The following is a 25,538-nucleotide window of genomic DNA, read 5'->3' as shown; positions in this document are numbered from 1 at the left end:
GCCATGGGTGATCTATATATTCTCTATACATTCAGGGCTCTTGAACCTATAAACAATCCGGGGGGAGTGTCTGCCGTATAGTTTTTCGATACGATTTCGAATGAGCTAGCTGCTGGGGATCTAATATCGTGCGAATTTCGCTGGACTACTACCGCATTCTGGGGTTGCCGATTCAGGCAACTGCTGACCAGTTGAAACAGGCCCATCGCGATCGCACCTTACAACTACCCCGTCGAGAATATTCTGAGGCGGCTATCGAGGCCCGCAAGCAGCTGTTAGATGAAGCGTACGAACGGTTGTCAGATCCTGAAAAACGCCAGGACTATGACAATCATTTCCTCACCAAAGCCTATGCCCTAGACCCCAACGCCGAGACTCCCGCCTCATCTTCTGAACCGGCGCCAGCAGAAGGTACTCCAGAGGAAGCCGCTCTCCAGTCTCTGGCAGACGAATCCAGCGAAGCATACACTCCCACCATTGAAATCGAGGATCAGCAACTGGTTGGGGCGCTGCTGATTCTGCTAGAGCTGGGAGAATATGAACTGGTGATTCGCCTCGGCCGCCCCTATCTCAGCAGTGGAGAACTGAGTCTGGAAGGCAGCGCTGCCAGCCCGTCCCAGTCAGTCCTATCTGATATTGTCCTCACCCTGGCCCTAGCCTGCCTAGAGTTAGGACGAGAACAATGGCAACAGCGACAGTATGAAAGTGCCGCCGAATCCCTGGAAACCGGCCAAGAGTTATTGGTGCGAGAAAACCGATTTCCCTCCATTCGAGCCGAGATCCAAGCCGATCTCTACAAGCTTCGGCCCTATCGCATCTTAGAACTTCTGGCCCGTCCCCTAGAGCAAAGCCGGGAACGACGACAAGGACTAACCTTACTCAAAGCCATGCTGCAAGATCGCGGCGGCATTGATGGTACCGAAGATGATCTCTCGGGGCTATCCATTGACGACTTTCTGCGGTTTATTCAGCAGTTGCGGGGCTATCTGACAGCCGCCGAGCAGCAAGAACTCTTCGAGGCCGAGGCTCGCCGTCCTTCCGCCGTAGCCATCTACCTGGCCGTGTATGCCCTCTTGGCTCGGGGGTTTGCCCAACACCAGCCGGCCTTGGTGCGGCGGGCGAAGCAACTGCTCATGCGCATCGGCATCCAACAGGATGTTCATTTAGAGCAGGCCGTCTGTGCCCTGCTGCTGGGTCAGACCGAAGAATCTAGCCGGGCCTTAGAGCTGAGCCAGGAGTATGAACCGCTGGCATTCATTCGCGAGCATTCCCAACAGGCACCTGACTTACTGCCAGGGTTGTGTCTTTACGCAGAACGTTGGCTGCGGGAAGAGGTTTTTTCCCACTTCCGTGACCTGAGGCAGGTGGAGACCTCCCTCAAAGACTATTTTGCCAATTCTCATGTACAGGCTTATCTGGAGGCGATGCCATCTGAACCTATGCAGGTGGGAGGGCCGCCTCTACAGCGCCCCCGAGCACCTCGCGCAGCTGCTGGCCCTCCCCCGGGTCGACGCCCTCAACCTGGGTCACCCCCCTCCGCTTCCCCAGCGGAGGCCACAACACAACGGCTACCGACAGTACCACCCCATCTCTGGCCGAACGAGTGTCCCAACTCTCTCCGGAAGGCACCCTCTCTCCGCCAGGTGACGGGCCTAGAGGCCAAGCTCAGCCACAATGGTCGCCCCGAATCAACCGCCCCCTCCCCCAACATACCAGTGACGTCCCAGCCCCGACCGCGACGGCGGCGCTCGACGGGGACCCGCTGGGATCGATTGGCCCTGGTATTGGTGGTGGGCCTGTTAGGGATAGGCGCCGTCGGATTCATCAGCATGCGAGCCCTGAGTTGGGTGACAGGACTGTTCAGTGGCCCCAGAGTCACAGGGATCCCCTTAGGCATTGAATTGCAACAACCGCCCATCGCGATTCCACCACCGCCGAGCCCTGAGGAGCAAATCGGAGTGGAGGATATTGCCCAACGCACCATCGAACAATGGCTAGCCGCCAAGCGGGAAGCCATGGGGCCAGAGCATAACCTCGAGGCCTTGCAAACCGTTTTGGTTGATCCACTGCTCAGTCAATGGATTCGCAATGCTGAAGCCACCCAACAAAGTGATCGGTATTGGGAATATCAGCACCAGGTGCAAGTCGACGAAGTGGTGCCGGATGATCCCAGTGCGGATGCCCTACAGGTGACGGCGACGGTGGTGGAAGATGCCAACTTCTTCGAATTCGGGGTAGAGAATACCCAGGAATCCTATGATGAGACCCTGACGATGCAATATGACCTGGTGCGGCGCGATGGCGACTGGTTCGTTCAGAACAACACCAAGTTGGAAAGCGCTCGTCCCTAAGCTGCCAAGGCAGTAATGTCTACCGGATTATGGGTATCCACCAGAATGGTCAGGCGCTGGCGCGGGTCGGTTTCTAGGCGAGTCATGGCGATGGATTGGCCAGGGTATAGACTAGCGGCGGCGGCTTCTAAATCTGGCTTTAGAGCCGCGAAGCTTTCCTCAGTATTGGGGGCCCGCAGCCGGTCGTTAGCTATGTAGTAAAAACTTGCCCCCTTGCAACTTCAGGCTGCCAGCTACCCGCCGATCGGCTTCTAGGCGGGAACCAAAGATGGCGGTTTGTCGCAGTAGGTGTAGGAGTCGTTCTTGATGGGTTGCTCCCGGACCCAGCTTGCGTTGGGCATAGAGACCCAATTCACCCCGATCACGATCCATGGCGTAGTTGATCTCGTGGGTGATCAGCATGATGCCGGGACCATCCGGCACATGGCGATAATCCGCCACGTCCAGTAGGGTGCCAGCCAAGGTGCGATCGCGAATCCACTCATGGAAGATGGGAATGAAGGCAGCCTCATCCACGGAGGCCTGAGGCTGAGCCGGGAATTTTACACAGAAGCGGTCTAGGGTCACGATTATTGGTATCTCTAGATATTGAGGGAAAGGGAGGAGGGAGGAGGGAGAACGGAGAGCGGAGAGCGGAGAGTGAAGAGTAAAGAGTGAAGAGTGAAGAGTAGATAGGTGATGGGGTGGTGGGGTGTAGGCGGAGCCTGCCCGAAGGGCTTAGGGGAGAGCGGCGGACGGCAAGGGTAGATGGTTGGGCAGGTAGGTGGGTTTTGAATTTTGAATTTTGAATGACGCCACTATCTTGGCAACTCAACACCCAACACTGAGACCTCATCCACTCCCCCACTCTCCGGCTTACCCACTTGTTCACTACGCCAGCTGCATCTGTTGCTCCATCAGCCACGTCTTAAAGCTGGCTGGGGTATTGATGCCAGCCTGGGCCATGCGGGCATAACATTCGTGGGCGGCTTCGATAAATAGGCGCGCCTCTTCTACCAGCTGCTTAGCCTGCTCACGATTGGCTGGTTGCTGCCGTTGCTCGTAAGCATTGAACAGATAGCTGGCGAATTTACCCTTGGCAAAGGGATCGAAAAACAGCTCCGTGTCATAGAAGTAGGTGCGGAAGTCATGGAGGATGGTCTCTGGATCATCCGAGATATCAATGTTCTGCAATTTAATCAGGGCCTGGGCCGCCAGCAGCATTGATTCCAGGGCCTTATTGGCAGAGGCCTGAGCGCTGGCGGGGTTATCCCGCTCTTCTAACAACACCGTGGCATCGAAGTGGGCACTCTCGGCCACGGCTACCCCGAAGTCGGTCAAGGTCACGACTTCCCCGGCACACTCACCGATGCCGATGTCGCCGATACTGTACTCCCGGGCATCGCCCCAGTCGGTGTAAAACGACTTGTCGGTGCCATAGTCGGGGACGGCCACAAAGGGCTGTACCTTCTCCTTGATGGCCTTCTTGCCGACGCGGTTGACAAAGGCGGGAAATTTTTCGCCGGGGCGGCGATCCCTCAGGTAGAGATCGAGCAAGAATTCCACCACATCGGGAATATTCTTGGAGGGAATCACCCCCAGGGATTGACCATATTCGGCGGCATTGTTGTCCCATTCGCCCCCCAGTACCAAGTGGAAGTGGGGCACGCGATGGCGGCTGACGACGCGGCTGGAGCCATAGAAGCCGATCTCAGCCACGGTGTGCTGACTGCAAGAGTTGAAGCAACCGCTGGCTTTGATGCGAATGTTGCGCAGGGCCTCGTCGTATTGCACCTCCTTCATCACCAGCCGCTGACGCAGTTCAGCGGCGAGGCCGCGAGAACTGGCAATGCCCAGCTTACAGGTGTCGGTGCCGGGACAGGCGGTAATATCCACGATGGATTGGGCTCCGGCCGCGTGGAGGTTGATGGCCTTCAGAGCCAGATACAGAGCCGGCAGATCCGCCTCGTGGATCCAGCGCAACAGCAGGTTCTGTTCGACGGTCGTCCGGATGGTATCGCGGGTGAAGCGGCGCACGACATCGGCCAGGTCACGCATCTGCCGGGAGGTCATATCCCCCAGGGGCAGAGCAATGGTAACGGCGGCAAATCCCGACTGGCGCTGGGGATAGATATTGGTGGCCCGCCAGTGCTCATACTCGGCGGCGGCATCTCCCAGATCCACTGGCTGCCCTTGGCTGACGGGTTGGGGTAACCCGGATTCCGCATAGCCTTCAATTCCTTCCAACCAGGTAGTCCAGGCCGGATCCGCTTCCAGACTGGCCCGTTCTTCCTTCACCAGGCGACGAAACTCATCGATGCCCAGCTTGGCCACCAGGAACTTAATCCGGGCCTTGTTGCGGTTTTTCTTTTCCCCCAGGCGGGCGTAGACCCGGGCAATGGCTTGGGCCAGGGGCAGGAGTTCTTCGGGGGGAACGAACTCATCGAATAGTTTGGCCAGGTGGGGAACCGCCCCTAGGCCGCCGCCGACATACAGCTCGAATCCATACTGGGTTTGCCCGTCCACCTCCCGGCTGGTGGCAATCAGGCCCAAGTCATGCATGAAGGTGAGACCACAAGGATGCTGCTTACAGCCGGAGAAGGCCACCTTAAATTTACGGCCGAAGTCCTGCACATCCCGGTGCCCCAGGAAGTATTGGGCGGTTTCGTTGGCGTAGCCGCTGACGTCGAAGACCTCATCCCGGCAGATGCCGGCCAAGGGACAGGCGGTGACATTGCGCACGGAGTTGCCACAGGCTTCCCGGGTGGTGATGCCTACAGCCGCTAGTCGCCGGTGCATGTCAGGGGTATCGTCCAGGGCAATGAAGTGTAATTGAAAGTCCTGGCGAGTGGTGATGTGCAGGATGGTGTCGGAGTATTCCTCGGCAATGTCGGCCAGCACTTCCATTTGCTCGGCGGTCATGCCGCCGTAGGGAATCTTAATCCGCTGCATGCCGGGGGCCTCCCACTTGGTATCTGGCCCCTTGGTCAACTCCTTATGGGGAAAGGGAATTTCCTGAGAGGTAACCCCGTCGTTGCGGAAGCCATTGTCGTAGCGCTGACCATAGGCTCCTCGCCGCAAACGCAGTTCGGCAAAGACTTTCTCGTCTAATTTACCCTGGCGCCGCAGGGCCATTTGATTTTCAAAGGTGTCGATCTCGTCGGCCATGGACGGCGGCATGCGATCGGCCAGGGCGTCTTTCCAGGTCAATGATTCGGTAGACATAAGCTCTCTTGGGACTAGGGCAGGCCGGCTGGGCGGTTTCCGGTGATGCAGGCCAGGCACAGACAAAAATACTCCCGAACTAGGGAGTATCAAAATTTAGTTCTATATGTGGCTGTAATCGTGCCATGAATCTGGCAGTTCAGCGTGGATTGAGCAGATTTTTTAACATTGTTGTCGTCGACGTCAGGCGCAGATTGGTGATTTCGTTTGAACCAAGGCATTGGCTCCCGAGTCTAAACCTATGTACACGCTGACTGACAGCTTTTACGTTGGCAGTCCCACTCGGATAAACGAGATGAAGCCGCTGACCACAATGGGTTCAGACGATGAGCTGATACAGGCTTGCCGAGCCGGTGACACCGAGGCGTTTCGCTGGCTCTATCGGCGCCATCAGGGGCGAGTCCGAGCGACCTTGTACCAGCTCTGCGCCGATGCCGCCCTGGATGATTTGGTACAGGAGGTGTTTCTGCGGGCCTGGAAGGGGTTACCTCGGTTCCGGCAATCGGCTCAGTTCTCGACTTGGCTGTATCGGATTGTCTGGAATGTGGCCAGTGACTGTCGACGGCAACAGGCTCGGATGAGGGCCCAGCGTCAGCAGCTGCCCCAGCTGGTATCGACAGCCCACGACCCCGCTAGCCTCACCCACCTGCACTACCAAGACTTGGTGCAGCGAGGGTTGCAGCACCTGAGCCCAGAGCACCGAGATGTGTTAGTGCTGCATGACCTAGAACAGTTACCCCAGGCCCAGGTGGCTCAGATTCTAGGGATTCCTGTGGGCACGGTTAAGTCTCGCCTGCACCATGGTCGGGCTCAGCTGCGGCAGTTTCTTCAACGGGAGGGCATTTCCCTATGACGCATCCTACCAATCAGGCCAATCAAGACCGTGAAGACCGATCGCTGGTGGAGTTTCTCCGCCAGCATCGGCCTCAACCGCCAGGGGCCGATCCAGCTCTGGAGCAGCGGTTGATGGCCCGTGTCAGCAGGGCTGAAACTGCCCATCATCGTTCATCTGGATGGCAATGGCAATGGGCCGTTCCGGCCTTGGCCGCCTCCCTAGTGCTGGCTTGGAGTGGCTATCGGGCGTTGCGCCCTCCCTCAACGGCGGTCAGCCAGCAAGAAGAGCTAGAAACCTTCGTGGTTGAAATCTGGCTCGATACGACTAGTCCAGGCACTTCTAGCCGTTGGGAAGCTGCCCCTACCGAGTGGATGGTGGCGCTCTACGCCGCTGACTACTGATTGACCCCTATGACGACATTCAAGCAGGTATTTGCCATGAAATTGCATCCCCTATCTACCTTGATCGCTGCGGTATTACTCTTACCCGTCGCTGGCTCCCTAGGCCCCCTAGAGTCGGGCATCAGCGCCACGCCGGCCACGGCCTCACTCCTGGCCCAAGCTGATCCGGCACCGCTCCCCCCCGACACCGAGCAATCCCCTGACCCCCGCTGGTTCGAGGCCATTGACCTCAGCGATACCCAGTTGCAGCAGATTCGCTCTATCCGGGATCAGGCTCGCGATACGCTGCAGCCCCTGCATCAGGAGCTCAGGCAAGAACGACAGACCCTGCGAGGTCTGATGGCCAGCGATGTTCCTGCGGCTGAGTTGCGATCGCACCATGACACCATCCAGACCCTACAGCAACAACTGGGGGACGAGCGCTTCGAAACCATGTTGGCCATTCGCGATGTCTTGACCCCAGACCAACGGGCTACCCTGGCAGAGCTGGCAGAGCAACGCCGGCAGCAATGGCGAGAGCAAGTACCAGGGCCGAGACGCTTTAATGGCCGTCCCTTTAGAGGCCCTAGGCAACGGGGTGACGGCCCCCTCGACTAGTAGCCTGAGGCGAAGATCGGGAGCTGCCATGCCTAAAGAAAACCTGTGCTGTGGCCGCCATCCCTAAAAATGTTGACTACCCTGGTCACAGACCGGCAAGTTATTGGGACACAGCAACATGGCACAGAGTTTTGGTGTAATCGGCCTCGCCGTCATGGGGGAAAACCTCGCCCTGAATGTCGAGCGCAATGGATTCCCGGTGGCGGTCTATAACCGCACCGCCGAAAAGACCGACGCCTTCATGAAAAATCGGGCCCAGGGCAAAAACGTCAAAGCCACCTATTCCCTGGAAGAGTTTGTCAGCGCCCTGGAGCGCCCCCGCCGCATCCTGGTCATGGTCAAGGCAGGCAAGCCTGTTGATGCCGTCATCCAGCAGCTGAAACCGCTGCTACAAGAGGGCGACATGATCATCGACGGCGGCAACTCCCTGTTCGAAGACACCGAACGCCGGGTAGAAGAACTGGAAGCCACCGGACTGCGGTTCATCGGCATGGGGGTCAGTGGCGGCGAAGAAGGTGCCCTCAATGGTCCTAGCCTGATGCCTGGTGGTACCCGGGCTGCCTACGAATCCATCGAGCCGATTGTCACCAAGATCGCCGCCCAGGTCGATGATGGCCCTTGCGTCACCTACATCGGCCCTGGCGGCTCTGGCCACTACGTCAAAATGGTGCACAACGGCATTGAGTACGGCGATATGCAGCTCATTGCCGAAGCCTATGACCTGCTCAAGAACACCGTCGGCCTCAATCACCAGCAGCTGCATGAGGTCTTCACCGAGTGGAACACCACCGATGAGCTCAACTCCTTCCTGGTGGAGATCACCGCCGATATCTTCACCAAGCTCGATGACGAGATCCGAGAGCCCCTGGTGGAACTAATCATGGATGCCGCCGGTCAAAAGGGGACCGGTCGCTGGACGGTGATCAGTGCCTTGGAATTAGGCATTGGCATTCCTACTATCACCGCGGCTGTGAACGCTCGCATCATGTCATCTATCAAGAGCGAGCGAGTGGCGGCCTCTAAGCAACTGAATGGGCCTAGCAGCCAATTCAGCGGCGATAGAGCCAGCTTCATCCATAAGATTCGCGATGCCCTCTACTGCTCTAAAATCTGCTCCTACGCCCAGGGCATGGCCCTTCTGGCCAAGGCCTCAGATACCTATAACTATGATCTGAATCTGGGCGAGACAGCCCGCATCTGGAAGGGAGGCTGCATCATTCGGGCTGGCTTTTTGAACAAGATCAAGCATGCCTTCGATGAGAACCGGCAGTTACCCAACCTGCTATTGGCCCCGGAGTTCAAACAGACCATCCTCGATCGCCAAGAGGCCTGGCGCGAAGTGATTGCCACTGCCGCTCAGATGGGAATTCCGGTGCCTGCCTTCAGTGCCTCCCTAGACTACTTCGACAGCTATCGGCGGGATCGCCTACCACAAAATCTCACCCAGGCCCAGCGAGACTACTTCGGGGCCCACACCTATGAGCGGGTGGACAAAGAAGGGGTCTTCCACACCGAGTGGGCCCGGGAAACCGCCCAGGTTTGAGGCCAGGTGAGTAGGCCAGTGGATAAGTGGGCGGGCGGGGGAGAGTAAAGAGTGAAGAGTAAAGAGTGAAGAGTGGGAGGGTGAAAAGGGAAGGGGCTTGCTTACTCCGGACCCCTACGACCAGGGCAAACCGCTGCCCTGGACCTGCGGAAGGGCCTGTCGGTTGGTCGTTCAAGATCGCGCTGCATCGGCAAGGCATGATAGACCTCGGTAAGACCACACTTAATTGCACCAGTCAAAGCGCTCATCCGAGGGAATTTCGCTTCCCTCGGACTCCTACGACCAGGGCAAAACCGCTGCCCTGGACCTGCGGAAGGGCATATCGGTGAGCCGTGATAGATCGCGTCGCATCGGCAAGGAAGGCAAGGGGTATGTTTCTGCCTTCTGCCTTCTGCTTCTGCCTTCTGCCTTCTGCCTTCTGCCTTCTGCCCTCTGCTTTCTGCCTTTTCCCACGCCCACCCTGTCCCCTTACCCTCTATCCGCATCGGGCCACTCGCTCCGCTCATTCCACCGGTTTGACAGGGAACCAAACCATTCACTCACTCAACACTCAACACTCAACACTTTCCTCCGCCCTCAGCCCTCTCTTTCCCCCGTGGGTCCTTCCCTGACCATTCATAACTTCTCTCGCTTAAGTAAAACGACCCACGCTACCTGTTTTCCTTGCCCCTTCACTCTTCACTCTTCACTCTTCCTTCCTCCCCATCACCCCCCTCCCCTTCGCTCCTGTGTCGAACACCACCTTGGCGGCAGAGGCCGCCGACCTGATAGGGTTGAGAGGATATTTCCCCTGACTGAACGCATTATCAGGTAAACGCGATGGATTCATGTCGATTCTCCCGGCCATGGCTACGGCGAGTGGTAGTCCTGCTGTGGGGAATCGGCCTCGGATTGGGCGGTTGGCTCCAGTTGGCCTAGCCTAGCCCAGGCGAGTCCGGTGAACTCGACTGAGACGCCCCCCGCTTCTGTGACGCAGGTGAAGGCGGTGGCTGGCGATCAGCTGCGGATTGATGGCTCCGATGCCATGGTGCTGATCAACCGCTGGCTGAAGCAGCAATTTGAGCAGAGCTATCCCCAGATCGAGGTCACCCTAGATTCTCGGGGTACTGAGACGGCCCTGGATGAGGTCATTGCTGGCGACATTGATTTGGCTGCCATTGGTCGCCCCCTGATGGAGGCTGAGACGGCGAAGGGCCTACGGCAGATTCCCGTTAGCCAGGACAGCATAGCCGTCATCGTTGGCCGCAGTAATCCCTTCATGGGAAGTTTGACCGTCGAGCAATTTGCCCAGATTCTGCGGGGAGAGATCACAGATTGGGCGGAGCTGGGTCGGCAGCCGGGGAATATTTTGGTCATCGATCGGCCCCAGGGCAGTGACACCCGCCAGGCTCTACTGAACAATCCTCGGTTTCAGGATTTAGAGGGGCAGCCGGCTTCCCAGGAGCATCATGTGACCGTGGCCGATACGGCGGCGGTGATTCGGCGGCTCGGTGGCGATGGCATCGGCTATGCGATCGCATCCCAGATCCAGCATCAACCCCAGGTGCGGGTCGTAAAAATTGCCGTGCTGCTGGATACGTTGCCCGGCGATGCCATCTATCCCTACACCTCGCTGCGGGGCTATGCCTATCGGGCCGATAATCCGGCGATTCAAGCCTTCCTGGACCTGGTACAAGATCCCTCTGGACAACTGGCTATCAACCAGGCCAAAGACGCCGAAGCCGATGCGATCACAGCGGCCCTGGAGCCCAGACCCTGGCAACGATCCTCCAGCTCCAGTCCTGGCGTTGGCACGGCCACCACTCCCGTCGACCGACTATTGCCATTTTGGTGGGTGCTACTGGGGGGGCTGCTGCTATGGCTAGGCTGGTGGCTCAGCCAGCGCCAGCGGGCAAATCGGCTGCGTCTCCGGAGTCTGCCGATTGCCAAACGGCGGCAGAACCGGAGGCGGCAGAACCGGAGGCGGCAACGTCAACTACCGCCGCCGCCGATCCAGCCATGCCAACGGCCGCCACTGATGGGGCTGCCAGCGCCAGAGGAGGCAGGGACGTCGCTAGGGAAGCAAAAACAGGGCCAGCAATAGACGCAGCAACCCCAGAGAGTTTCCAGGTTCAGGAGCCACCCCCAGCGGCAACTCCTGGCATCCCCGCCGATGATCGGGCCATTGAGGCCTGGCAAGGACGGGGAGATGCCCTGGTGCGACTGGGGGAGACTGTGGCCGCTCGCGATAGTTATGAGCGAGCCCAGGGACTATCACCCCCAGGCCCGGGGCGAACCTCAGTGGCCGCCGCCAGCGTGGATTTGCTGATCGTGATCGATAACGAGCCTGCCTTAGGACCAGTTGTTGCTGCCCTGAGTAGCGCCGCTGAGGCTGCGATCGCACAGGTGACTCAGCTACAGCCCCTGGATCTACGGCTGGTCTGGCTGGGGCTCGAGGCCCCCTGGCCCCAAACCCGCTGCGATCGTTCCGTGGCAGAGTTTCTAGCTACCCAGGGAGATGTCACTGCTCCATCTCAGGAGCCTGCCCAGATCCTGGAAATCCTGGTGGACCACGGCGGCTGGCGCCTAGAGGCAACCCGGGCCATCTGGATCCTGGGGGCTACCGATAGTGACGGACTGAGAGAGGCTGACTTGGCAACCGCGTCCCTGATCGCTAGGGCCCACCAAAACCAGGTGAGGCTCCACACCGACTGGACACCACGGGATGACACCGCTGTCTGGAATAGCCAGAGTCGCCTGGCCCAGAGCACCGGGGGCCTCAGTCGCACCCTGGGTGCTGATCCCACCGATGCCGTCGCCCTACTCAGAGACGCCCTGCTCAATAGCTGTCAGGAATGCACCTATCGTCGCCTGGTGATTGAGGCTCCACCACATTGCTATGGCTTAGACACGCAGCAGTTGGCCAGCCTGCAGTCCACCGCCAACACCACCTCCCTGACACCGGGCGATTATATGATCCGGATTAGCCAGGGTGCTTTTGGCTATTGGAGCGACGGCCAGGGATTTGCTCCCGAACCCTGGGTGGTGCTGTGGATTCATGGAGGCCGTGTGATTAATAAGCAAACCGGGGTCGAGGTGGCTAGCATCTGGGCAGTCTTGAACGGCTATGGCGATGCCCTGGTACTGCGAGTCCTGGAGCCTACCCATCTCTGGGCCCTGTTCCTAGATACCTATCGGGAAGACAATAGCGGTCAGGTGGATATTTCCATCCTAGAGATGACCTAACCTCTGAGATTTACCTCTGGCGTTAGCTCTAGATTTTTCGTGTCAGCATCTTGTGAGGAGTGAACCCGTGCGGTTAACCGTCGATAGCCGAGCCCACTGCTATGTATTAGATGAGGCCCGCCTCGGGCAACTACAGTCAGGCACCAATGCCATTCCCCTGGAGCCAGGGCTATACATCATCCGCATTGAGCAGGGAGGGTGGCGCCACGGCCCCGAGGCCCAATCCTGGGAGCAAGCCCCCTGGGTATTGCTCTGGATCTACGGCGGCCAGTTTATCAATAGGAAGACCAATATCAGAAGTGGGAGCCACCTGGGTCGTCCCTGCATGGCTATGACGATACCCTTACCCTAGAAGTGCTGGAAACCACTACCCTATGTGGGCTATTCTTCGATGCCCAAGGCCAACGCCAGCAAGGGCCAGGGGGTGCTCTCCATCCTGAAGGACCGATAAACGCTGTCCCAGCCCCCGAGCCGAGTAGGGCTGTCATGGGAGTCAAACTGTTTTGCTGAGATGCCACGCTAGGGAGACCGGACTATGGGACATGGGTGGTCGCTAGGGCAACGTCCTGTCGCCATTGGACTATTGCTGTCGCTGTCTACCATTCCGTTTGGGGGGGTGAGGACCGTTGTCCTGGCCTCCGATAACACCTATCTGGTGGTGCCAGAGTCCGCCGAACCCGAGGCAGCTGCAGGGGAATCACCACCCACCGCCAGGGAGACTCTGCAGGGTACCACCCTACGTATTGGTGGCAGCGATACCCTGGCCAGTCTCAATCAGCAGTTGGGCAGGGCCTTTACCCAGCAATATCCTGGCACCACGGTAGATCTGGTCACCCTCGCCCCCGACGCTGCCTTGGCTGCCGTCGCCGCTGGTACCCTAGATTTAGCCGCGGTGCAGCGGCCGTTGACGCCCCAAGAGCGGCTGCAGGGGTTGCGATCGCATCCCATCCAGGGGAACCTCGCCTATGTCTATGCAGGTCCTGACCCTGATCCGGTGCTGCGGGCCTTCTTCGGCGTCGCCACCGATCCCCTCAACCGCGAGGCCATCGACCAGGCCCTAGCGTCAACGCCAGCGTCGGGAGACGCTGGCTTAGCAACCGCCGATGAGGCAGCTGCCGGTGAGGGCGGCAGCGACACCTCAGAGGCGGAGCCCCCGACCTCCCAGCCCCCAGACCCCGGCGAAGAGACTGCCCCTGAACCCACCGGCCCTGGCCCAGACGATCCGGTGTCGACGGCTCCAGGCACCACTGCCGAAGCCCCAACGGCAGATACTTCCCCTGGGCAGTGGTGGTGGCTACTGTTGCCACTGCTAGGCCTGCCGCTGCTCTACTGGCTGTGGCGGAGTCGCCGGTCCGCCCCCTCAACTCAGGCACCGCTCTCCTACAGCCCTCCAGGGCCGAGTCTCCAGGGGCCGAGTCTCCAGGGGCCGAGTCTCCAGGGCTGAGACACCGACCTCGGCGGCAACATCTGCTCCGGAAGCAGATGCAGATGTCAATGCAGATGCTACTATTTCTGGCTCCAGCCCAGCCTCTCCTCCAGCATCCACTGCTGCTGGGGCAGATCTGCCCCTCACCACCGCCGTATCCACCAGTCCCGCACCTGAAGACACTGCAACCGAGTCTATCCCTGCCCCAGAGGCAGTGGCTGAGCCATCGCCTGAGAGTCCTCCAGCGGAGCCTCCCCCTGCCCCAGCGCGGATGGATACTCAGGGGGCAGCCCTGGCCGGCGGTCTGGCCGCTGCCGCGGCTGCCCCAGCAGACGCAGGTGATTCGCCCCCGGCAGGGGAACCCCAATCCCCAGATTCCCCCTGGCCAACGGCTCAGATCGCCCTACAGCCCCTGGCCACGGACGCCTGGGCGGTGACCTGGACCTTTTCAGACCCAGCGCAGGCGGCGGCGCGCCTGGCAGCAGTTCCCCTGGTGCTAAAGCTGCATGATGCCACCGCCATCGATCTCGATCATCAGCCTCCCCATCACACCCAAACTATCCCCGTTGCCGGGATATCGGGGACCCTACCGATTCAGGTGGCCGCCTATGACCGCGACTATGTGGCCGAGTTGGGCTGCACCGATGCCGAGCACCACTGGATTCGTCTGGGGCGCTCCCTGCATGCCCGCATAGCCGCTCCGACGGCTCCCTCCGAGTCTGCCCTTGAGGTTGCAGACAACACTACTGAGCCCATCGTGGCGCCAGAGGAAATCTCTGCCCGGGGCCGACCAGGTAGATCAACCTTCCGTTTGGGCCGACAGCCCCGAGTTGCGACAGGCTGCCTCAGCCGCTAGCCTCAGCCTTGTGGCCCAGCCCCAGCAAGTCTTACTGGCCCAGTGGACCCTGCCCGATCTCGTGCGGGCAACCCTATGCGATCGCAAGCTGCCTCTCGGCCTGCGCCTCTATGACGCCACCGCCATTGACCTAGATCGACAACCCGCCCACGCGGTCTATGACTATCCCTGTGAAGGACTCTCATCCCTGCGAATCACCGCTCCTGTCGGAGAGCGCGACTATGTGGCCGAGTTAGGCTACTACACCCCCGAGGGCCAGTGGCATGGGTTGGTGCGGTCTCTCCATCAACGGGCCTCGATTACCGAGGTCACTGAGTCCGCCCATGCCACTGATGCCCCCGAGGCGATATCCGCTCCGGTTGAGCCCGCCTCCTTTCCCCCAGCCCCATCCCTGCCGAGGACTCCACTCCGGGTAGGCTGCCAACAGCACCTCACCATCGATAGCCAACAGCACAGCTATGGCCTAGATGCCGAGCAAACATCTAGTTTAGAACAGGTAGCCACTACCACCTCCCTGGTGCCGGGCACCTATTTAATCGGTATCGAGAAGGGGGGCGTGAGCTGCTTTGGCAATAGCCAATTCGAGCCCGAGCCCTGGGTGCTGGTGTGGTTGCACGGCGGCCAGTTCATCCTGCACAAAACCGGCGTTGAGACGACTATCGCCTGGGTGGTACTCAATGGCTATGCCGATACCCTCACCCTAGATGTTCTCGAGCCAACCCAACTCAGTGCCCTGGTGGTAGACACTCAGGTAGAGGCCAGACTAGGGCAGATTAGTCTACTAATTCTGCCGGATGCAGATGCATAGGCGATTTGCTCAACGCTGAGAACGTCCAATCTTACGACTATTGATAGAGGCTGCAATGGGTCATTCCGGGCAAGGGAAGCGCCACCCGGATTCCAGCAAATTAGCTAGGCTGCTTGCCAAAAATGTCGCGCCAAAATGTCACGTTGGATGGGGCGACCTTCGGTCACGCTGAGTGCAGGGCCCACGCCGTTTGCAAATCATCTCTTAAGCCGACAGCCATCGTCGCAACCAGTGGCGTCGACGCAGGTCGACAAAGGCACCGCAGGCTGAACACTTACGAATGCCCCTGACCCCAGTGCTTTTGAGGTCAGAGTGATGGCAGTGGGGGCATTGATGAGAAGATTGTCGGCCCATGAAATACCCTAAGAACGCTATTCATACCTTCAGTTCTATCCTGGGCATTTCCGGACGCCATGGCCTCCGGGACACTACGGAGAGCGTCCCATTTGCCATGGGGTAGGGCATCAATCAAAAGGGACACAAGATCTCGTGTCCCTCCTCGGCTATATCTGCACTGCCGGGGCAATCGAGCACTCCCTCTGAGCTATCGGGAGTTGCAGCCGTCAAGGTGGGAACTCTGCATACCGAGCGCCCTGGGCATCAATGCACAACTGCAGCACTTGACAGGCGATGCCTTGCTGTTGCCAACCTTCGGCCATGGCCTGCTGGACAGAAGTTGCTTGAGCAGCAGATGTTAGGGCTAGGAGGGTGGGGCCGGCGCCGCTGATGACCACGCCATAGGCTCCGGCTGCACGAGCTGCCATGGCTACTGCCCCATAGCCATGAATCAGGGATTGGCGATAGGGCTGATGGATGCGATCGCACAGGGCCTGCCGCAGCCAGTCGCCATTGCCGGTTTCTAAAGCCCGGATCAATAGGCCCATATGGGCCAGATTGAAGATGGCATCGGCTCGACTATAGTGTTGGGGCAATACCTGCCGGGCCGCCGCCGTAGATAGCTCAAACTCAGGAATCGCCACTACCGGGATGACCTCTGGATGCCAGGGCACCTCACAGAGGGTGCAACCTCCCTCCCCATGGCTGACTGCCAGGCGACAGCCTCCCAACAAAGCCGGTATCACGTTATCGGGATGGCCTTCCAGTTCAGTGGCTAGGCGGGCAATGGCCTCCACATCCAGAGGACTACCGGCCATGGCATTGGCGCCCAGCAAGCCACCAACGATAGCCGTAGAGGAACTCCCCAACCCCCGGGCCAGGGGCACCCGCAAGTCGATATCGATGCGAACGGCAGGCGGAGATTGCTGCAACTGGCGAAACAGGGCAGCGAAGGACCGGTAGACCAAATTGCTAGCGTCGGTGGCCAGACGCTCAGCCTCTGAGCCCTGCACCACGATGTCGACCGTATCTGGTGCTGCCGACAGTGATGTGAACTGAAAGTGGTTCTGTAAGTTCAGGGCGGCCCCTAGGCAATCGAAACCCGGCCCTAGGTTAGCCGTCGTAGCTGGAACGGACACGATAATCGGTGCAGCAACCATGACACTGTGGCAGTGATGAGATATAGGCGAGAGGCATCCTATCACCTTTTTGGGGCCACGTTGCTGAGGTCGCTAGGGAGGAGCCGCTTTCAGCCCATGCAGGTTAGAAGTCTTGGCGCTGTGCGATCGCATCACTCAACCGCTGCACTACCCCTGCCACCGGCAGCGTGCCCAATTCTCCCGAGGCGCGGGTGCGCACACTGAGGCTGTTGGCCGCCACTTCCTTAGCGCCGATCACCGCCATCACCGGGATTTTGGCCTTCTCGGCATTGCGAATCATCTTGCCGAGGCGATCGCCGCTAGTATCTACTTCCACCCTCACGCCTTGGCTGCGCAGTTGGTCGGCCACCTGGTTGCTGTAGCCCAGTTGTTCGCTGGTGACAGGCAACAAGCGCACCTGCACTGGCGCCAACCACAGGGGAAAATCGCCAGCATACTCTTCAATCAAGATGCCAATTAACCTTTCTAAGGAACCAAAAGGAGCCCGGTGAATCATCACCGGCCGTTGCCGCGAGCCATCCTCGGCCACGTACTCCAACTCAAAGCGCTGGGGCAGGTTATAGTCCACCTGCACGGTGCCCAATTGCCACTCCCGCTCCAGGGCATCGGTGACGATGAAGTCCAGCTTGGGACCATAGAACGCCGCCTCACCAATGCCTTCGAAATGGTCCATGCCCAGGGTCTCTACCGCTCGGCGGATGGCATTTTCGGCCTTGGTCCAGGCGGCATCATCACCGATGTACTTATCCAAATCCGGATCGCGGAAACTGAGGCGGGCTCGGAAAGCATTGTCCAGTTTCAGGGCCTTCAGTGTCGCCTGGATTAGATCGACCACCTTGAGAAACTCATCATCCAATTGCTCGGGGGTGACAAATAGGTGAGCATCGTCCTGGGTAAAGCCCCGTACCCGAGTCAGTCCCCCCAACTCTCCCGATTGCTCATAGCGATAGACGGTGCCAAATTCCGCCAGTCGCAGCGGCAAATCCCGATAGGACCGCAGCACTGACTTATAGATCTGCACATGAAAGGGGCAATTCATCGCCTTCAGCACAAAGCCCTCATCCTCAGAATCCCCCATCATTGGGAACAGATCGTCTTTGTACTTCTGCCAGTGTCCCGAAATCTTAAACAGCTCTACCCGCCCGATATGGGGAGTCACCACCGGCAGATAGCCGCGGCTGACTTGCTCTTGCTTCAGAAAATCTTCCAGGGTCGAACGCAGAATGGTGCCTTTGGGGGTCCACAGGGGCAATCCCGGGCCTACCTCATCGGCGAAGAGGAACAGGCCTAGCTCCTTGCCCAATTTACGATGATCGCGGCGCTTGGCTTCCTGCCGACGCCGCTTGTACTCCGCCAGCTGTTCCGGTGTCTCCCAGGCGGTGCCATAGATACGCTGCAACTGAGCTCGCTGAGAATCTCCGCGCCAATAGGCACCAGCTACACTTTCCAGATCGAAGGCTTTGGGGTGCAGATCTTTGGTGGTCTCTACGTGGGGACCGGCACAGAGATCCCACCACTTGTCCCCCAAGTGGTAGAGAGTAATGGGCTCTTGCAGGTCTGCTAAGATCTCTAGCTTGTAAGGTTCCCCCAGGGCTTCGATGCGCCGCTTGGCTTCTTCCCGGCTGACCTCTTCCCGCACTAATGGCAATCCCTGCTTGATGATTTTAATCATCTCCTTCTTGATGGCCTTGAGGTCTTGCTCCGTAAAGGGCTCGGGATGATCGAAATCGTAGTAAAAGCCGTAATCAATCCAGGGGCCAATGGTCACCTGAGCCTTCGGAAACAGCCGCTGCACCGCCATCGCCATGACATGGGAAAAGGTATGGCGAATCCGCTTAAGCGTCTCCGATTCACTGGTACGAGGTAACGATACGGGGGAAGCCGCAGAAGCGCTGGAATCAGCCATAGGAAGATAGTCTAAATGCCGCGATGAAGTCTACTGATGAGTGTATCAGCCACTGCATCTGGATCTGAGATCTTAAATCTTAGGCAGCGACTCAAGCCCACCGGGGGGCACGGTTCCATCTTAGCGATAGGAACGATCAAGGAGCCAGTATCTAAGCAAGTCCTTTGCGGAGCATCCTGTGTTATGCTGATATGCTGGAAGCGAGATTCCCGGCGGCGACCACAGCTTCAAATGGTTGTGTCGACTGGGGATTACTGTACACCCGTCAGGATTTGTAAAACTCAATTATGCAAGACACTATGACCAACCAACAGGTTGCTCATCCCATGATGAAGTTCCAACGGCAGGTTCAATCCTTGGTAAATTCCAAGGTGGTGAAGTCCCATGATCCTCTCTGGAAGATTGCCTTACTATTCGGGAACGACTGGGCTTACTGGCGTCGAGAACTTGAAGAATTTGACTTTACTACCCAGGATCCGATCGAAGAGCTACTAGCTGTAGAGAGCTGGGAAGAATAGGGCTATTTCCTGCAGGGACATCCTATTATCTAGTGTCCCGACGCTACTCTAATGATGCCTGTAATGATGTCTGGCCTCAGCGGTTAGGCATCTCTTCTAGGTTGGGCCGCAGCTTCAGGCGAATGGCGACGACGGTGATGTTGTCATGGCCATTGTGTTCGTTGGCTAGATCGATGAGTTGAGCTACACCTTCGTCTAAGTCAGTATGCGATCGCAACAACGGTGCCACATGAGTCTCACAGTAACGTTCTGGCAGGTCATTATCACTGAGGCCATCAGAGCACAGTAGAAATAGCGTATCCTCTGCAATATCAAAATATTGGATGCTAGGAACGATGCTATGGTGATCTCGCGGTCCTAGGGCCTGGGTCAGCTGATAGGCATCGGGGCGAGTGTAGGCAATCGCCGGTTCAACCCCCCGTTGAATCTCCCGCTGACCGACCTCGTGGTCTAGAGTGATTTGCTTTAGGCCCAAACGACGAGTATAGCCATAGAGGCGACTATCTCCGACATGGGCCACCACTGCTTGGGTATCCTGCAGCATCACCATCACCAGTGTCGTGCCCATGCGACCACTACCCGAGCGACTCTCAGCTTGGTTCAGCTCAAAAATAGCCTGGTTAGCCTGTTCAATTGCCTCCTGCAGACTCGCCTGGCTTGGCAAGTCATCCCAATGCTCCCGAAAGTAGGTCTGCAGCGTTTTAACAGCCAGGGCGCTGGCAACTTCTCCCCCTGCGTGTCCCCCCATGCCATCACACAACACATACAACCCTCGCGCTGACAACGTGGCGTCTTCGGGACTATCCACCTTACACAACTCAGTCAGGGCACAGAAAAAGTCTTCATTGTGGTCACGCTGGCAGCCCACATGGGTCTGGCCAATATGATCGAGACTAACCAGCTTCATGGGCAGTACCATGGTGGGGTAGTCAGATCCTTCAGCAGTCTCATCAGCCTCAGACGCCTGATCCAACTCATCCAGGGTTAGCTCATCGGTTAGCTCATCCCATTCCTGAGACATTAACCCCTCCCTTTCCTCTGCCGCCGACATCGGCATCGGCTCCCGAGCAGCTGATCTGGGCAAGGCATCGGGCGTTGTTACCTCATCGTCATCGGTGGGCAAGTCCTCGGCAATGTCAGCCAGCTGGGCCTTGATGTCGGTGGCGGTCGTGATGTCACCATTGCTGACCGCCAACGCCAAATTCACCAAAGCGGGGACCGCCGCCTGCCCCCCCTGCCGTAGCAAGCGGTGCCAGAACAGCCCCAGATCTTGCAGCGTATGCTGAGTTGCAGGAGTAGAGTACAACCGCCTCAGACAAAGAATTTGATCATCATCTACCCGCAGGTTATCCTGCTCTAGCAAACTGGATTGGGCATCCCAATCCTTCAAGGCATCCCATAACTCCGCCATCTCGTACAACCAATGCACCCGTTCCAAGGGAGCAACACTTTCCTGGCCCCACAACTCCGTTAGCTTCTGCCATTGGGAGCGATCTTCTATCAGCAGTACCGCGTGAGTATCTGTTTGCCAGGCCGTGTGGAGATCGGGAATCGCTGGGAAAAAGTGAGCCTGCAAGAGCAAATAGGGATAGGCCAGCTTTGGCACATCGACCAGAGTATCTTCCTCCAACAACTGTTCAGAGGTCTCCGTAGCATCAATGGTATCCAGGGCCGACGGCATCTCTGGCTGACAATCCAACACTAAAAATTCCACCTCTGTCCCAGAGGGCAACGCGGGTAGAGGAATAGGGAGCTGATAGCGCTGTTGCTGGGTATCGAGATAGCTGGCGTCCAAAGAAAACTGGGCGATGTTATCTGTCGACGATATCGGACTCAGAATGGCTCGCCAGAGCTGCAGCGGCTCACCGCACTGTTGGCAGAATCGATTCTGATGGGGATTTTTAAACTGGCAGTGAGGACACACAAACATGACAATCAAATGCTAAAGCAGTGACCTTGAATATCCTGGTGTAAAGACTCCAGACACTAGAAGAGAGAGGTGGTATGCCAAGGCCAGCTCAGAGACAATGGCATTTTCTGAGCAACCCATCAGGTCTGGACTGGTATAGGGGTATCTCACCGTAATCGTCGCTGATTCCAGCAACTCAAGCGAACATTGCTACGGCTTGGCTGCGCAAACACCCTCGACAATCCCCTCGCTAACCCCAACTCCATCATTCACGTCCCTATCGAGAAAACCGACAACTTTGTCGAATCTATACTAAATCCGACTTGAGCGCGGTTATTTCCCCAGGGAAACCGTCAGATTCTGGATTTAGATCTGGGTTTGGATGCGATTTACACCATACCCCCTCGGTCCTAGGAGATGCTCAGCTCCCCGAGAATGCCGATAGAAGATGTGGCACTTACCCTGTGATCCCAATGCTACCCCTAGATCTCAACCCCAACGGTAGTCTCTGGGCCTATTCAGGTTGGCGTTTCATCAGGGCTAGCAGCGATGCTTGCTCCTGATCCGTGAGAAAGCGCCATTCTCCTGGGGTGAGTCCCGCTAGCTGCAAATGGGCAATGGCAACTCGAACTAGTCGCAGGGTAGGATGCCCTACGGCCGCTGTCATCCGCCGTACCTGGCGATTTCGACCTTCCCCCAGGGTCACTTCTATCCAGGCCGTGGGCACTGTTTTACGAACGCGAATCGGCGGGTCCCGGGGAGGTAACCGCGGTTCCGGAAAGAGCCGTCGTACCTGGGCTGGCTGGGTCAATTTCCCCTGGACCGTCACGCCCCGACGCAGCTGCTCCAAAGCCGCTTCTCCAGGCAAATGCTCTACCTGAACCCAGTAGGTGCGAGGATGACCGTAGCGAGGGTGGCTAAGGCGATGCTGCAGTTGTCCATGATCGCTCAGTAACATCAGGCCCTCACTGTCGTAATCTAGACGCCCCACAGGATACACGCCTTTTGTCGGAATATAGTCCTGCAGGGTAGATCGTTGAGAATCAGGAGCCCGAAACTGACTGAGAACGTGATAGGGCTTATAGAATAGTAGATAACGATAGGGCATCCGTTGGAGAGTCGTACTACTGTCGCTACAAAGACCTAGCCCCGGATCTAACGCGGGCTTTAGTCTCTATAAAAATGTTTAGAAATGCTGTGGTTTCTGTAGTGACTTCATCGGGGCCGATATCCTGAGGTATCGATTGCATTTTTGTGAGACACACCATGGATAAGGCACAGAGATACCGCTTTAGATGCACACTCACCTTTGGCGATATTTACGGCCAGATCATCGTCTGGTTAGTGATGCTCATTATTAGCTTGGCAGCAGCCCTGGCGCTGATGGGAGCAAAGCAACCCGTCTTTGCCATAGCTGTCGTTGGCCTTATCTTAGTGCTGTCGTTGCCCTTTCTGCTGTTTGCCTTCGTGACTACTCTGGTGAATCATATCGAGTTTGTCACAGTAGACCCTGCTACCGAGACCAGTCAATCCTCTAATAATAATAATCAGATCAACAGTCGCCCGGCGGAAGCCGCTAGCTAAGCTAGCTAATGGGGCAATTTAGTCACAATAATCGAGTGCTGGCGGCCATGATGCTCAGCCAGCATTTTGAGTTAAGGACACGGCTGTTGGCGACAGCGAGTCTCAGCCCAACTACTCGCGGCTCGATAGCGTGACGTGAGGGCTGAATTTTTAATATGCTGCACTTGATAGCGCCAGTAACACGGCGGCAGCCGCACAGCCATCGCCCTGCCTCTGGCCAGCGAGTCGGGCCAGGGGCTGCCGTGTTAAGCCTATCAACGATCGAGTAGCCGCCTTAGGGCTGGGATTTGAGCGACGATCTTGTCGATACTATCGTGAGCATCGGCAAAGGCGACTTCCGCTTGAAGCTGAGCCATCTGTTGCAAAGGGGGCCGCAGCCCATCGGCTGCTGAGCATACTCTATGCCATCCCACTTCAGACGAGTGGCCCAATGTATCAAACGATCTTGACAGTCACATATTGAGTTGCGTGACCATGAGTCTTGCCTCGTTACTCTAGCCCCAGGGCGACGTGATCAGCAAGTTCCGATTCACTCTCAAACATCTGTCCACCGAGTTCGTCCTGCTGCAGATGTTGCCATTCCCCTTCGATGGAATTCATCATCTACACTATTCCGTTTGCACAGCAGTATGGATTTGTTTGACCACCACCGTGAAGCGCAGATTGACACCGAAGCACCGCTAGCGGCGCGGATGCGGCCGCGGACGTTGGATGAGTTCATCGGCCAGGAGGCGGTGGTAGGGCCGGGGCGACTGCTGCGGCGGGCGATTCAGGCGGATCAGCTATCGTCGTTGATTTTCTATGGGCCGCCGGGAACCGGTAAAACCACCCTGGCTCGCATCATTGCCAATACCACCAAGGCCCACTTCATCGCCATCAATGCGGTGTTGGCTGGCGTGAAGGATATTCGCGATGCGATCGCAACTGCCCAAGACTTGCGCGGCCAGCAGGGGCGCCGCACCATTCTGTTTGTCGATGAGGTGCACCGCTTCAACAAAGCCCAGCAAGATGCCCTGCTGCCCTGGGTGGAAAATGGCACCGTGATTTTGATTGGGGCCACCACCGAGAATCCCTACTTCGAGGTAAACCAGGCCCTGGTCAGTCGCTCCCGTATCTTTCAGCTGCAGCCCCTACAGGCAACAGACCTGAAGCGCGTTGCCGCCCAGGCTCTAGCCGACGGGGAGCGGGGCTATGGGCACCGCCTGGTAGAGCTGAAGCCGGAAGCCTTAGATCATCTTGTCAATGTGGCCAATGGCGATGCCCGGGCCTTACTGAATGCCCTGGAGTTGGCGGTAGAAACCACCGAACCCCAGGCAGATGGCACCATCGAGGTCTCCTTGGCGGTAGCGGAAGAGTCAATTCAACGGCGAGCGGTGCTCTATGACAAGGATGGCGATGCCCACTTCGATACCATTAGCGCCTTCATCAAGAGCGTCCGGGGGTCTGACCCCGATGCTGCTCTCTATTGGTTGGCTCGCATGGTTTACGCCGGCGAAGACCCCCGCTATGTTTTCCGACGGCTGGTGATTTTAGCCAGTGAAGACATTGGCCTCGCCGATCCCCAGGCGGTGACGGTGGTAACCAGCTGTGCTGCTGCCTTTGATCGAGTGGGTATGCCAGAGGGCCGCTATCCCCTGGCCCAGGCCACGCTCTATTTGGCCACGGCGGCCAAGTCCAACAGCGTCATGGCCTTCTTCGATGCTCTGGCCACTGTGGAACAAGCGCAACCGCAAGCGGTGCCCAATCCGCTGCGGGATGCTAACCGGGATAAGCAGGGATTTGGCCATGGCCAGGGCTATCTCTACCCCCATGCCTACCGAGAGCATTGGGTCGCCCAGCAATACTTGCCCACCGGCCTGCAGGGGCAGGTGTTTTACCAGCCCTCTAGCCAGGGCTATGAGGCCACGCTCCAACCACAGGTCTGTCGCCGCCGAGAGGCCCAACTGGCGGCAGTAATGGAGGGGGATACTACCCACACCGACATCTTGACCAACAGTCCTGACGACCCGGTCCGGGACCGTTGGTTGCAGCGCACCCTGTCCCAGACGGGGAGTCAACTAGGGTGGCTGCGCGATCGCATCTTTGCCTTGGCCGCGCCCCAACGCCATCACGTGATTCTAGACCTGCAGGGGCGTAGCGGCTTACTCACCTGGGAAGCGGTGCGCCAGGTGCCGGAGGGCGGGGTCTATGTCTGGGTAGCGTCCGAGGCGGAGGCTCAAGGGTTGCAGCAACAGGCAGCTGGGTTACCGGAGCTGAGCCGGCCCCTGGTGATCACGGGGGACCTGCAGGCGTTACCTACCCAATTAACTGGGGTCCGCTGCGATCGCATCGTCGGTCGCCATGTGCTAGGCATCCGGCCGGATAAGTCCGCAGCCATCGCCAGGCTGGCTGACCTCTTGCCTGAGAACGGACGGTTGGTCCTGGCCGAGACCGTTTATCGCCGCGGCCAACGCCCCTCGGCCCTAATCGAGGCCACCTCGATAGACTCAGCTCTCTACCAGCGCTGGCAGGCCGCCGATGAGCAGCTGATGCGGGCCGAGGACGATCCCCGCTTCGACTGGAAGGCCACCACCCTGCAGGCCCATTTTCAGCAAGCCGGTCTCATCTGTGGCGTCAACAGCGAGGCCCTCAACAGCCAGCGCTATCTCTCCCCAGCCCTGTTGCAGCGCTGGTTTACCACCAATACCTCCCGGCCCAGCTACCGCGATCGCCTGGGCAAGTATCTGTCTGCCTCAGACTTGGAGGCGATTGCAGCCATCTGTCAGCGACAATTAGCGGGGCAGACCGTATCGATGCGATCGCAGCTAGCCTTGTTCGTCGTCCATCGGTAATGGGGGTCTGATCATCGCCACTCAATGCGATCGCAAGGTTGCAGAACC

19 protein-coding genes are annotated in these 25,538 nt (G+C 58.2%); 13 read left to right on the top strand and 6 right to left on the bottom strand.

The window, feature by feature from the left end:
• The first annotated feature begins 128 nt into the window (after nt 1-128).
• Complete coding sequence (locus XM38_RS16015) at nt 129-2,351, top strand: IMS domain-containing protein (protein ID WP_088430374.1); 2,223 nt, start codon at nt 129-131, stop codon at nt 2,349-2,351.
• A gap of 186 nt (nt 2,352-2,537) precedes the next feature.
• Here XM38_RS16015 and XM38_RS16010 read toward each other — a convergent pair whose 3' ends face one another.
• Both XM38_RS16010 and XM38_RS16005 read right to left on the bottom strand, forming a co-directional pair.
• Nucleotides 2,538-2,918 (bottom strand): hypothetical protein, encoded by a 381-nt coding sequence (locus tag XM38_RS16010; RefSeq protein WP_225889330.1) that lies wholly within the window; start codon nt 2,916-2,918, stop codon nt 2,538-2,540.
• 303 nt (nt 2,919-3,221) lie between these two features.
• Nucleotides 3,222-5,555, bottom strand: coding sequence for a nitrite/sulfite reductase (locus XM38_RS16005; protein WP_088430372.1), 2,334 nt, complete (start codon nt 5,553-5,555; stop codon nt 3,222-3,224).
• Between the two features lie 295 nt (nt 5,556-5,850).
• On the opposite strand from XM38_RS16005, the gene XM38_RS16000 reads away from it, so the two are divergent.
• The 9 genes from XM38_RS16000 (at nt 5,851) to XM38_RS15955 (ending at nt 15,246) form a co-directional block, all read left to right on the top strand.
• Nucleotides 5,851-6,408, top strand: coding sequence for a sigma-70 family RNA polymerase sigma factor (locus tag XM38_RS16000; RefSeq protein WP_080814150.1), 558 nt, complete (start codon nt 5,851-5,853; stop codon nt 6,406-6,408).
• Nucleotides 6,405-6,791, top strand: a complete 387-nt coding sequence (locus XM38_RS15995; RefSeq protein ID WP_080814134.1) for a hypothetical protein — start codon at nt 6,405-6,407, stop codon at nt 6,789-6,791. The genes XM38_RS16000 and XM38_RS15995 overlap by 4 nt, the downstream gene beginning before the upstream one ends.
• 9 nt (nt 6,792-6,800) lie before the next feature.
• Complete coding sequence (locus XM38_RS15990) at nt 6,801-7,388, top strand: Spy/CpxP family protein refolding chaperone (protein WP_080814132.1); 588 nt, start codon at nt 6,801-6,803, stop codon at nt 7,386-7,388.
• A 118-nt stretch (nt 7,389-7,506) separates the two neighbouring features.
• Nucleotides 7,507-8,931 (top strand): NADP-dependent phosphogluconate dehydrogenase, encoded by a 1,425-nt coding sequence (gene gndA / locus XM38_RS15985; protein ID WP_088430370.1) that lies wholly within the window; start codon nt 7,507-7,509, stop codon nt 8,929-8,931.
• A gap of 937 nt (nt 8,932-9,868) precedes the next feature.
• On the top strand, nt 9,869-11,014 hold the full coding sequence (locus XM38_RS15980; RefSeq protein WP_088430368.1) for a substrate-binding domain-containing protein: 1,146 nt from the start codon (nt 9,869-9,871) through the stop codon (nt 11,012-11,014).
• A gap of 1,209 nt (nt 11,015-12,223) precedes the next feature.
• Nucleotides 12,224-12,508: a hypothetical protein gene (locus tag XM38_RS15970; RefSeq protein ID WP_187329434.1), complete on the top strand. Its 285-nt coding sequence runs from the start codon at nt 12,224-12,226 to the stop codon at nt 12,506-12,508.
• A gap of 183 nt (nt 12,509-12,691) precedes the next feature.
• Complete coding sequence (locus XM38_RS15965) at nt 12,692-13,600, top strand: substrate-binding domain-containing protein (protein WP_088430366.1); 909 nt, start codon at nt 12,692-12,694, stop codon at nt 13,598-13,600.
• Nucleotides 13,601-13,853: 253 nt separating this feature from the next.
• Nucleotides 13,854-14,438, top strand: a complete 585-nt coding sequence (locus XM38_RS15960) for a DUF4912 domain-containing protein (protein WP_088430364.1) — start codon at nt 13,854-13,856, stop codon at nt 14,436-14,438.
• A gap of 10 nt (nt 14,439-14,448) precedes the next feature.
• Nucleotides 14,449-15,246 (top strand): DUF4912 domain-containing protein, encoded by a 798-nt coding sequence (locus XM38_RS15955; protein ID WP_187329433.1) that lies wholly within the window; start codon nt 14,449-14,451, stop codon nt 15,244-15,246.
• Between the two features lie 563 nt (nt 15,247-15,809).
• On the opposite strand, the gene thrB is transcribed toward XM38_RS15955, so the two are convergent.
• Nucleotides 15,810-16,742 carry a homoserine kinase gene (gene thrB, locus XM38_RS15950; RefSeq protein ID WP_080813507.1) on the bottom strand — a complete coding sequence of 311 codons (933 nt, stop codon included), beginning with the start codon at nt 16,740-16,742 and terminating at the stop codon, nt 15,810-15,812.
• Between the two features lie 103 nt (nt 16,743-16,845).
• Nucleotides 16,846-18,648 (bottom strand): threonine--tRNA ligase, encoded by a 1,803-nt coding sequence (gene thrS, locus XM38_RS15945; RefSeq protein WP_080813505.1) that lies wholly within the window; start codon nt 18,646-18,648, stop codon nt 16,846-16,848.
• Nucleotides 18,649-18,947: 299 nt separating this feature from the next.
• Between thrS and XM38_RS15940 the strand changes: the two genes are divergently transcribed.
• Nucleotides 18,948-19,166, top strand: coding sequence for a DUF4327 family protein (locus tag XM38_RS15940; RefSeq protein WP_080813514.1), 219 nt, complete (start codon nt 18,948-18,950; stop codon nt 19,164-19,166).
• A 76-nt stretch (nt 19,167-19,242) separates the two neighbouring features.
• Here XM38_RS15940 and XM38_RS15935 read toward each other — a convergent pair whose 3' ends face one another.
• Together XM38_RS15935 and XM38_RS15930 are read right to left on the bottom strand one after the other, a co-directional pair.
• The gene (locus XM38_RS15935; protein WP_088430360.1) at nt 19,243-21,096 is read right to left on the bottom strand and encodes a serine/threonine phosphatase; all 1,854 of its coding nucleotides are present in this window, start codon (nt 21,094-21,096) and stop codon (nt 19,243-19,245) included.
• Between the two features lie 493 nt (nt 21,097-21,589).
• A complete protein-coding gene (locus XM38_RS15930) occupies nt 21,590-22,183 on the bottom strand; it encodes a pseudouridine synthase (protein ID WP_088430358.1) in 594 nt (197 codons plus the stop codon).
• A gap of 158 nt (nt 22,184-22,341) precedes the next feature.
• Between XM38_RS15930 and XM38_RS15925 the strand changes: the two genes are divergently transcribed.
• A complete protein-coding gene (locus XM38_RS15925; RefSeq protein ID WP_080813499.1) occupies nt 22,342-22,659 on the top strand; it encodes a hypothetical protein in 318 nt (105 codons plus the stop codon).
• 629 nt (nt 22,660-23,288) lie between these two features.
• Nucleotides 23,289-25,490 carry an AAA family ATPase gene (locus tag XM38_RS15920; protein WP_080813496.1) on the top strand — a complete coding sequence of 734 codons (2,202 nt, stop codon included), beginning with the start codon at nt 23,289-23,291 and terminating at the stop codon, nt 25,488-25,490.
• Nucleotides 25,491-25,538 lie beyond the last annotated feature (48 nt).

Source organism: Halomicronema hongdechloris C2206, assembly GCF_002075285.3.
GTDB lineage: Bacteria > Cyanobacteriota > Cyanobacteriia > Phormidesmidales > Phormidesmidaceae > Halomicronema_B > Halomicronema_B hongdechloris.
This window is presented reverse-complemented; position numbering and strand designations above follow the sequence as displayed.

What these genes read in the sequence shown, in the direction of transcription:
- XM38_RS16005 (WP_088430372.1), bottom strand. Translation starts at nt 5,555, where the DNA reads ATGTCTACCGAATCATTGACCTGGAAAGACGCCCTGGCCGATCGCATG.
- XM38_RS16000 (WP_080814150.1), top strand. Translation starts at nt 5,851, where the DNA reads ATGAAGCCGCTGACCACAATGGGTTCAGACGATGAGCTGATACAGGCT.
- XM38_RS15995 (WP_080814134.1), top strand. Translation starts at nt 6,405, where the DNA reads ATGACGCATCCTACCAATCAGGCCAATCAAGACCGTGAAGACCGATCG.
- XM38_RS15990 (WP_080814132.1), top strand. Translation starts at nt 6,801, where the DNA reads ATGACGACATTCAAGCAGGTATTTGCCATGAAATTGCATCCCCTATCT.
- gndA (WP_088430370.1), top strand. Translation starts at nt 7,507, where the DNA reads ATGGCACAGAGTTTTGGTGTAATCGGCCTCGCCGTCATGGGGGAAAAC.
- XM38_RS15965 (WP_088430366.1), top strand. Translation starts at nt 12,692, where the DNA reads ATGGGACATGGGTGGTCGCTAGGGCAACGTCCTGTCGCCATTGGACTA.
- XM38_RS15960 (WP_088430364.1), top strand. Translation starts at nt 13,854, where the DNA reads ATGGATACTCAGGGGGCAGCCCTGGCCGGCGGTCTGGCCGCTGCCGCG.
- thrB (WP_080813507.1), bottom strand. Translation starts at nt 16,742, where the DNA reads ATGGTTGCTGCACCGATTATCGTGTCCGTTCCAGCTACGACGGCTAAC.
- thrS (WP_080813505.1), bottom strand. Translation starts at nt 18,648, where the DNA reads ATGGCTGATTCCAGCGCTTCTGCGGCTTCCCCCGTATCGTTACCTCGT.
- XM38_RS15940 (WP_080813514.1), top strand. Translation starts at nt 18,948, where the DNA reads ATGACCAACCAACAGGTTGCTCATCCCATGATGAAGTTCCAACGGCAG.
- XM38_RS15935 (WP_088430360.1), bottom strand. Translation starts at nt 21,096, where the DNA reads ATGTTTGTGTGTCCTCACTGCCAGTTTAAAAATCCCCATCAGAATCGA.
- XM38_RS15930 (WP_088430358.1), bottom strand. Translation starts at nt 22,183, where the DNA reads ATGCCCTATCGTTATCTACTATTCTATAAGCCCTATCACGTTCTCAGT.
- XM38_RS15925 (WP_080813499.1), top strand. Translation starts at nt 22,342, where the DNA reads ATGGATAAGGCACAGAGATACCGCTTTAGATGCACACTCACCTTTGGC.
- XM38_RS15920 (WP_080813496.1), top strand. Translation starts at nt 23,289, where the DNA reads ATGGATTTGTTTGACCACCACCGTGAAGCGCAGATTGACACCGAAGCA.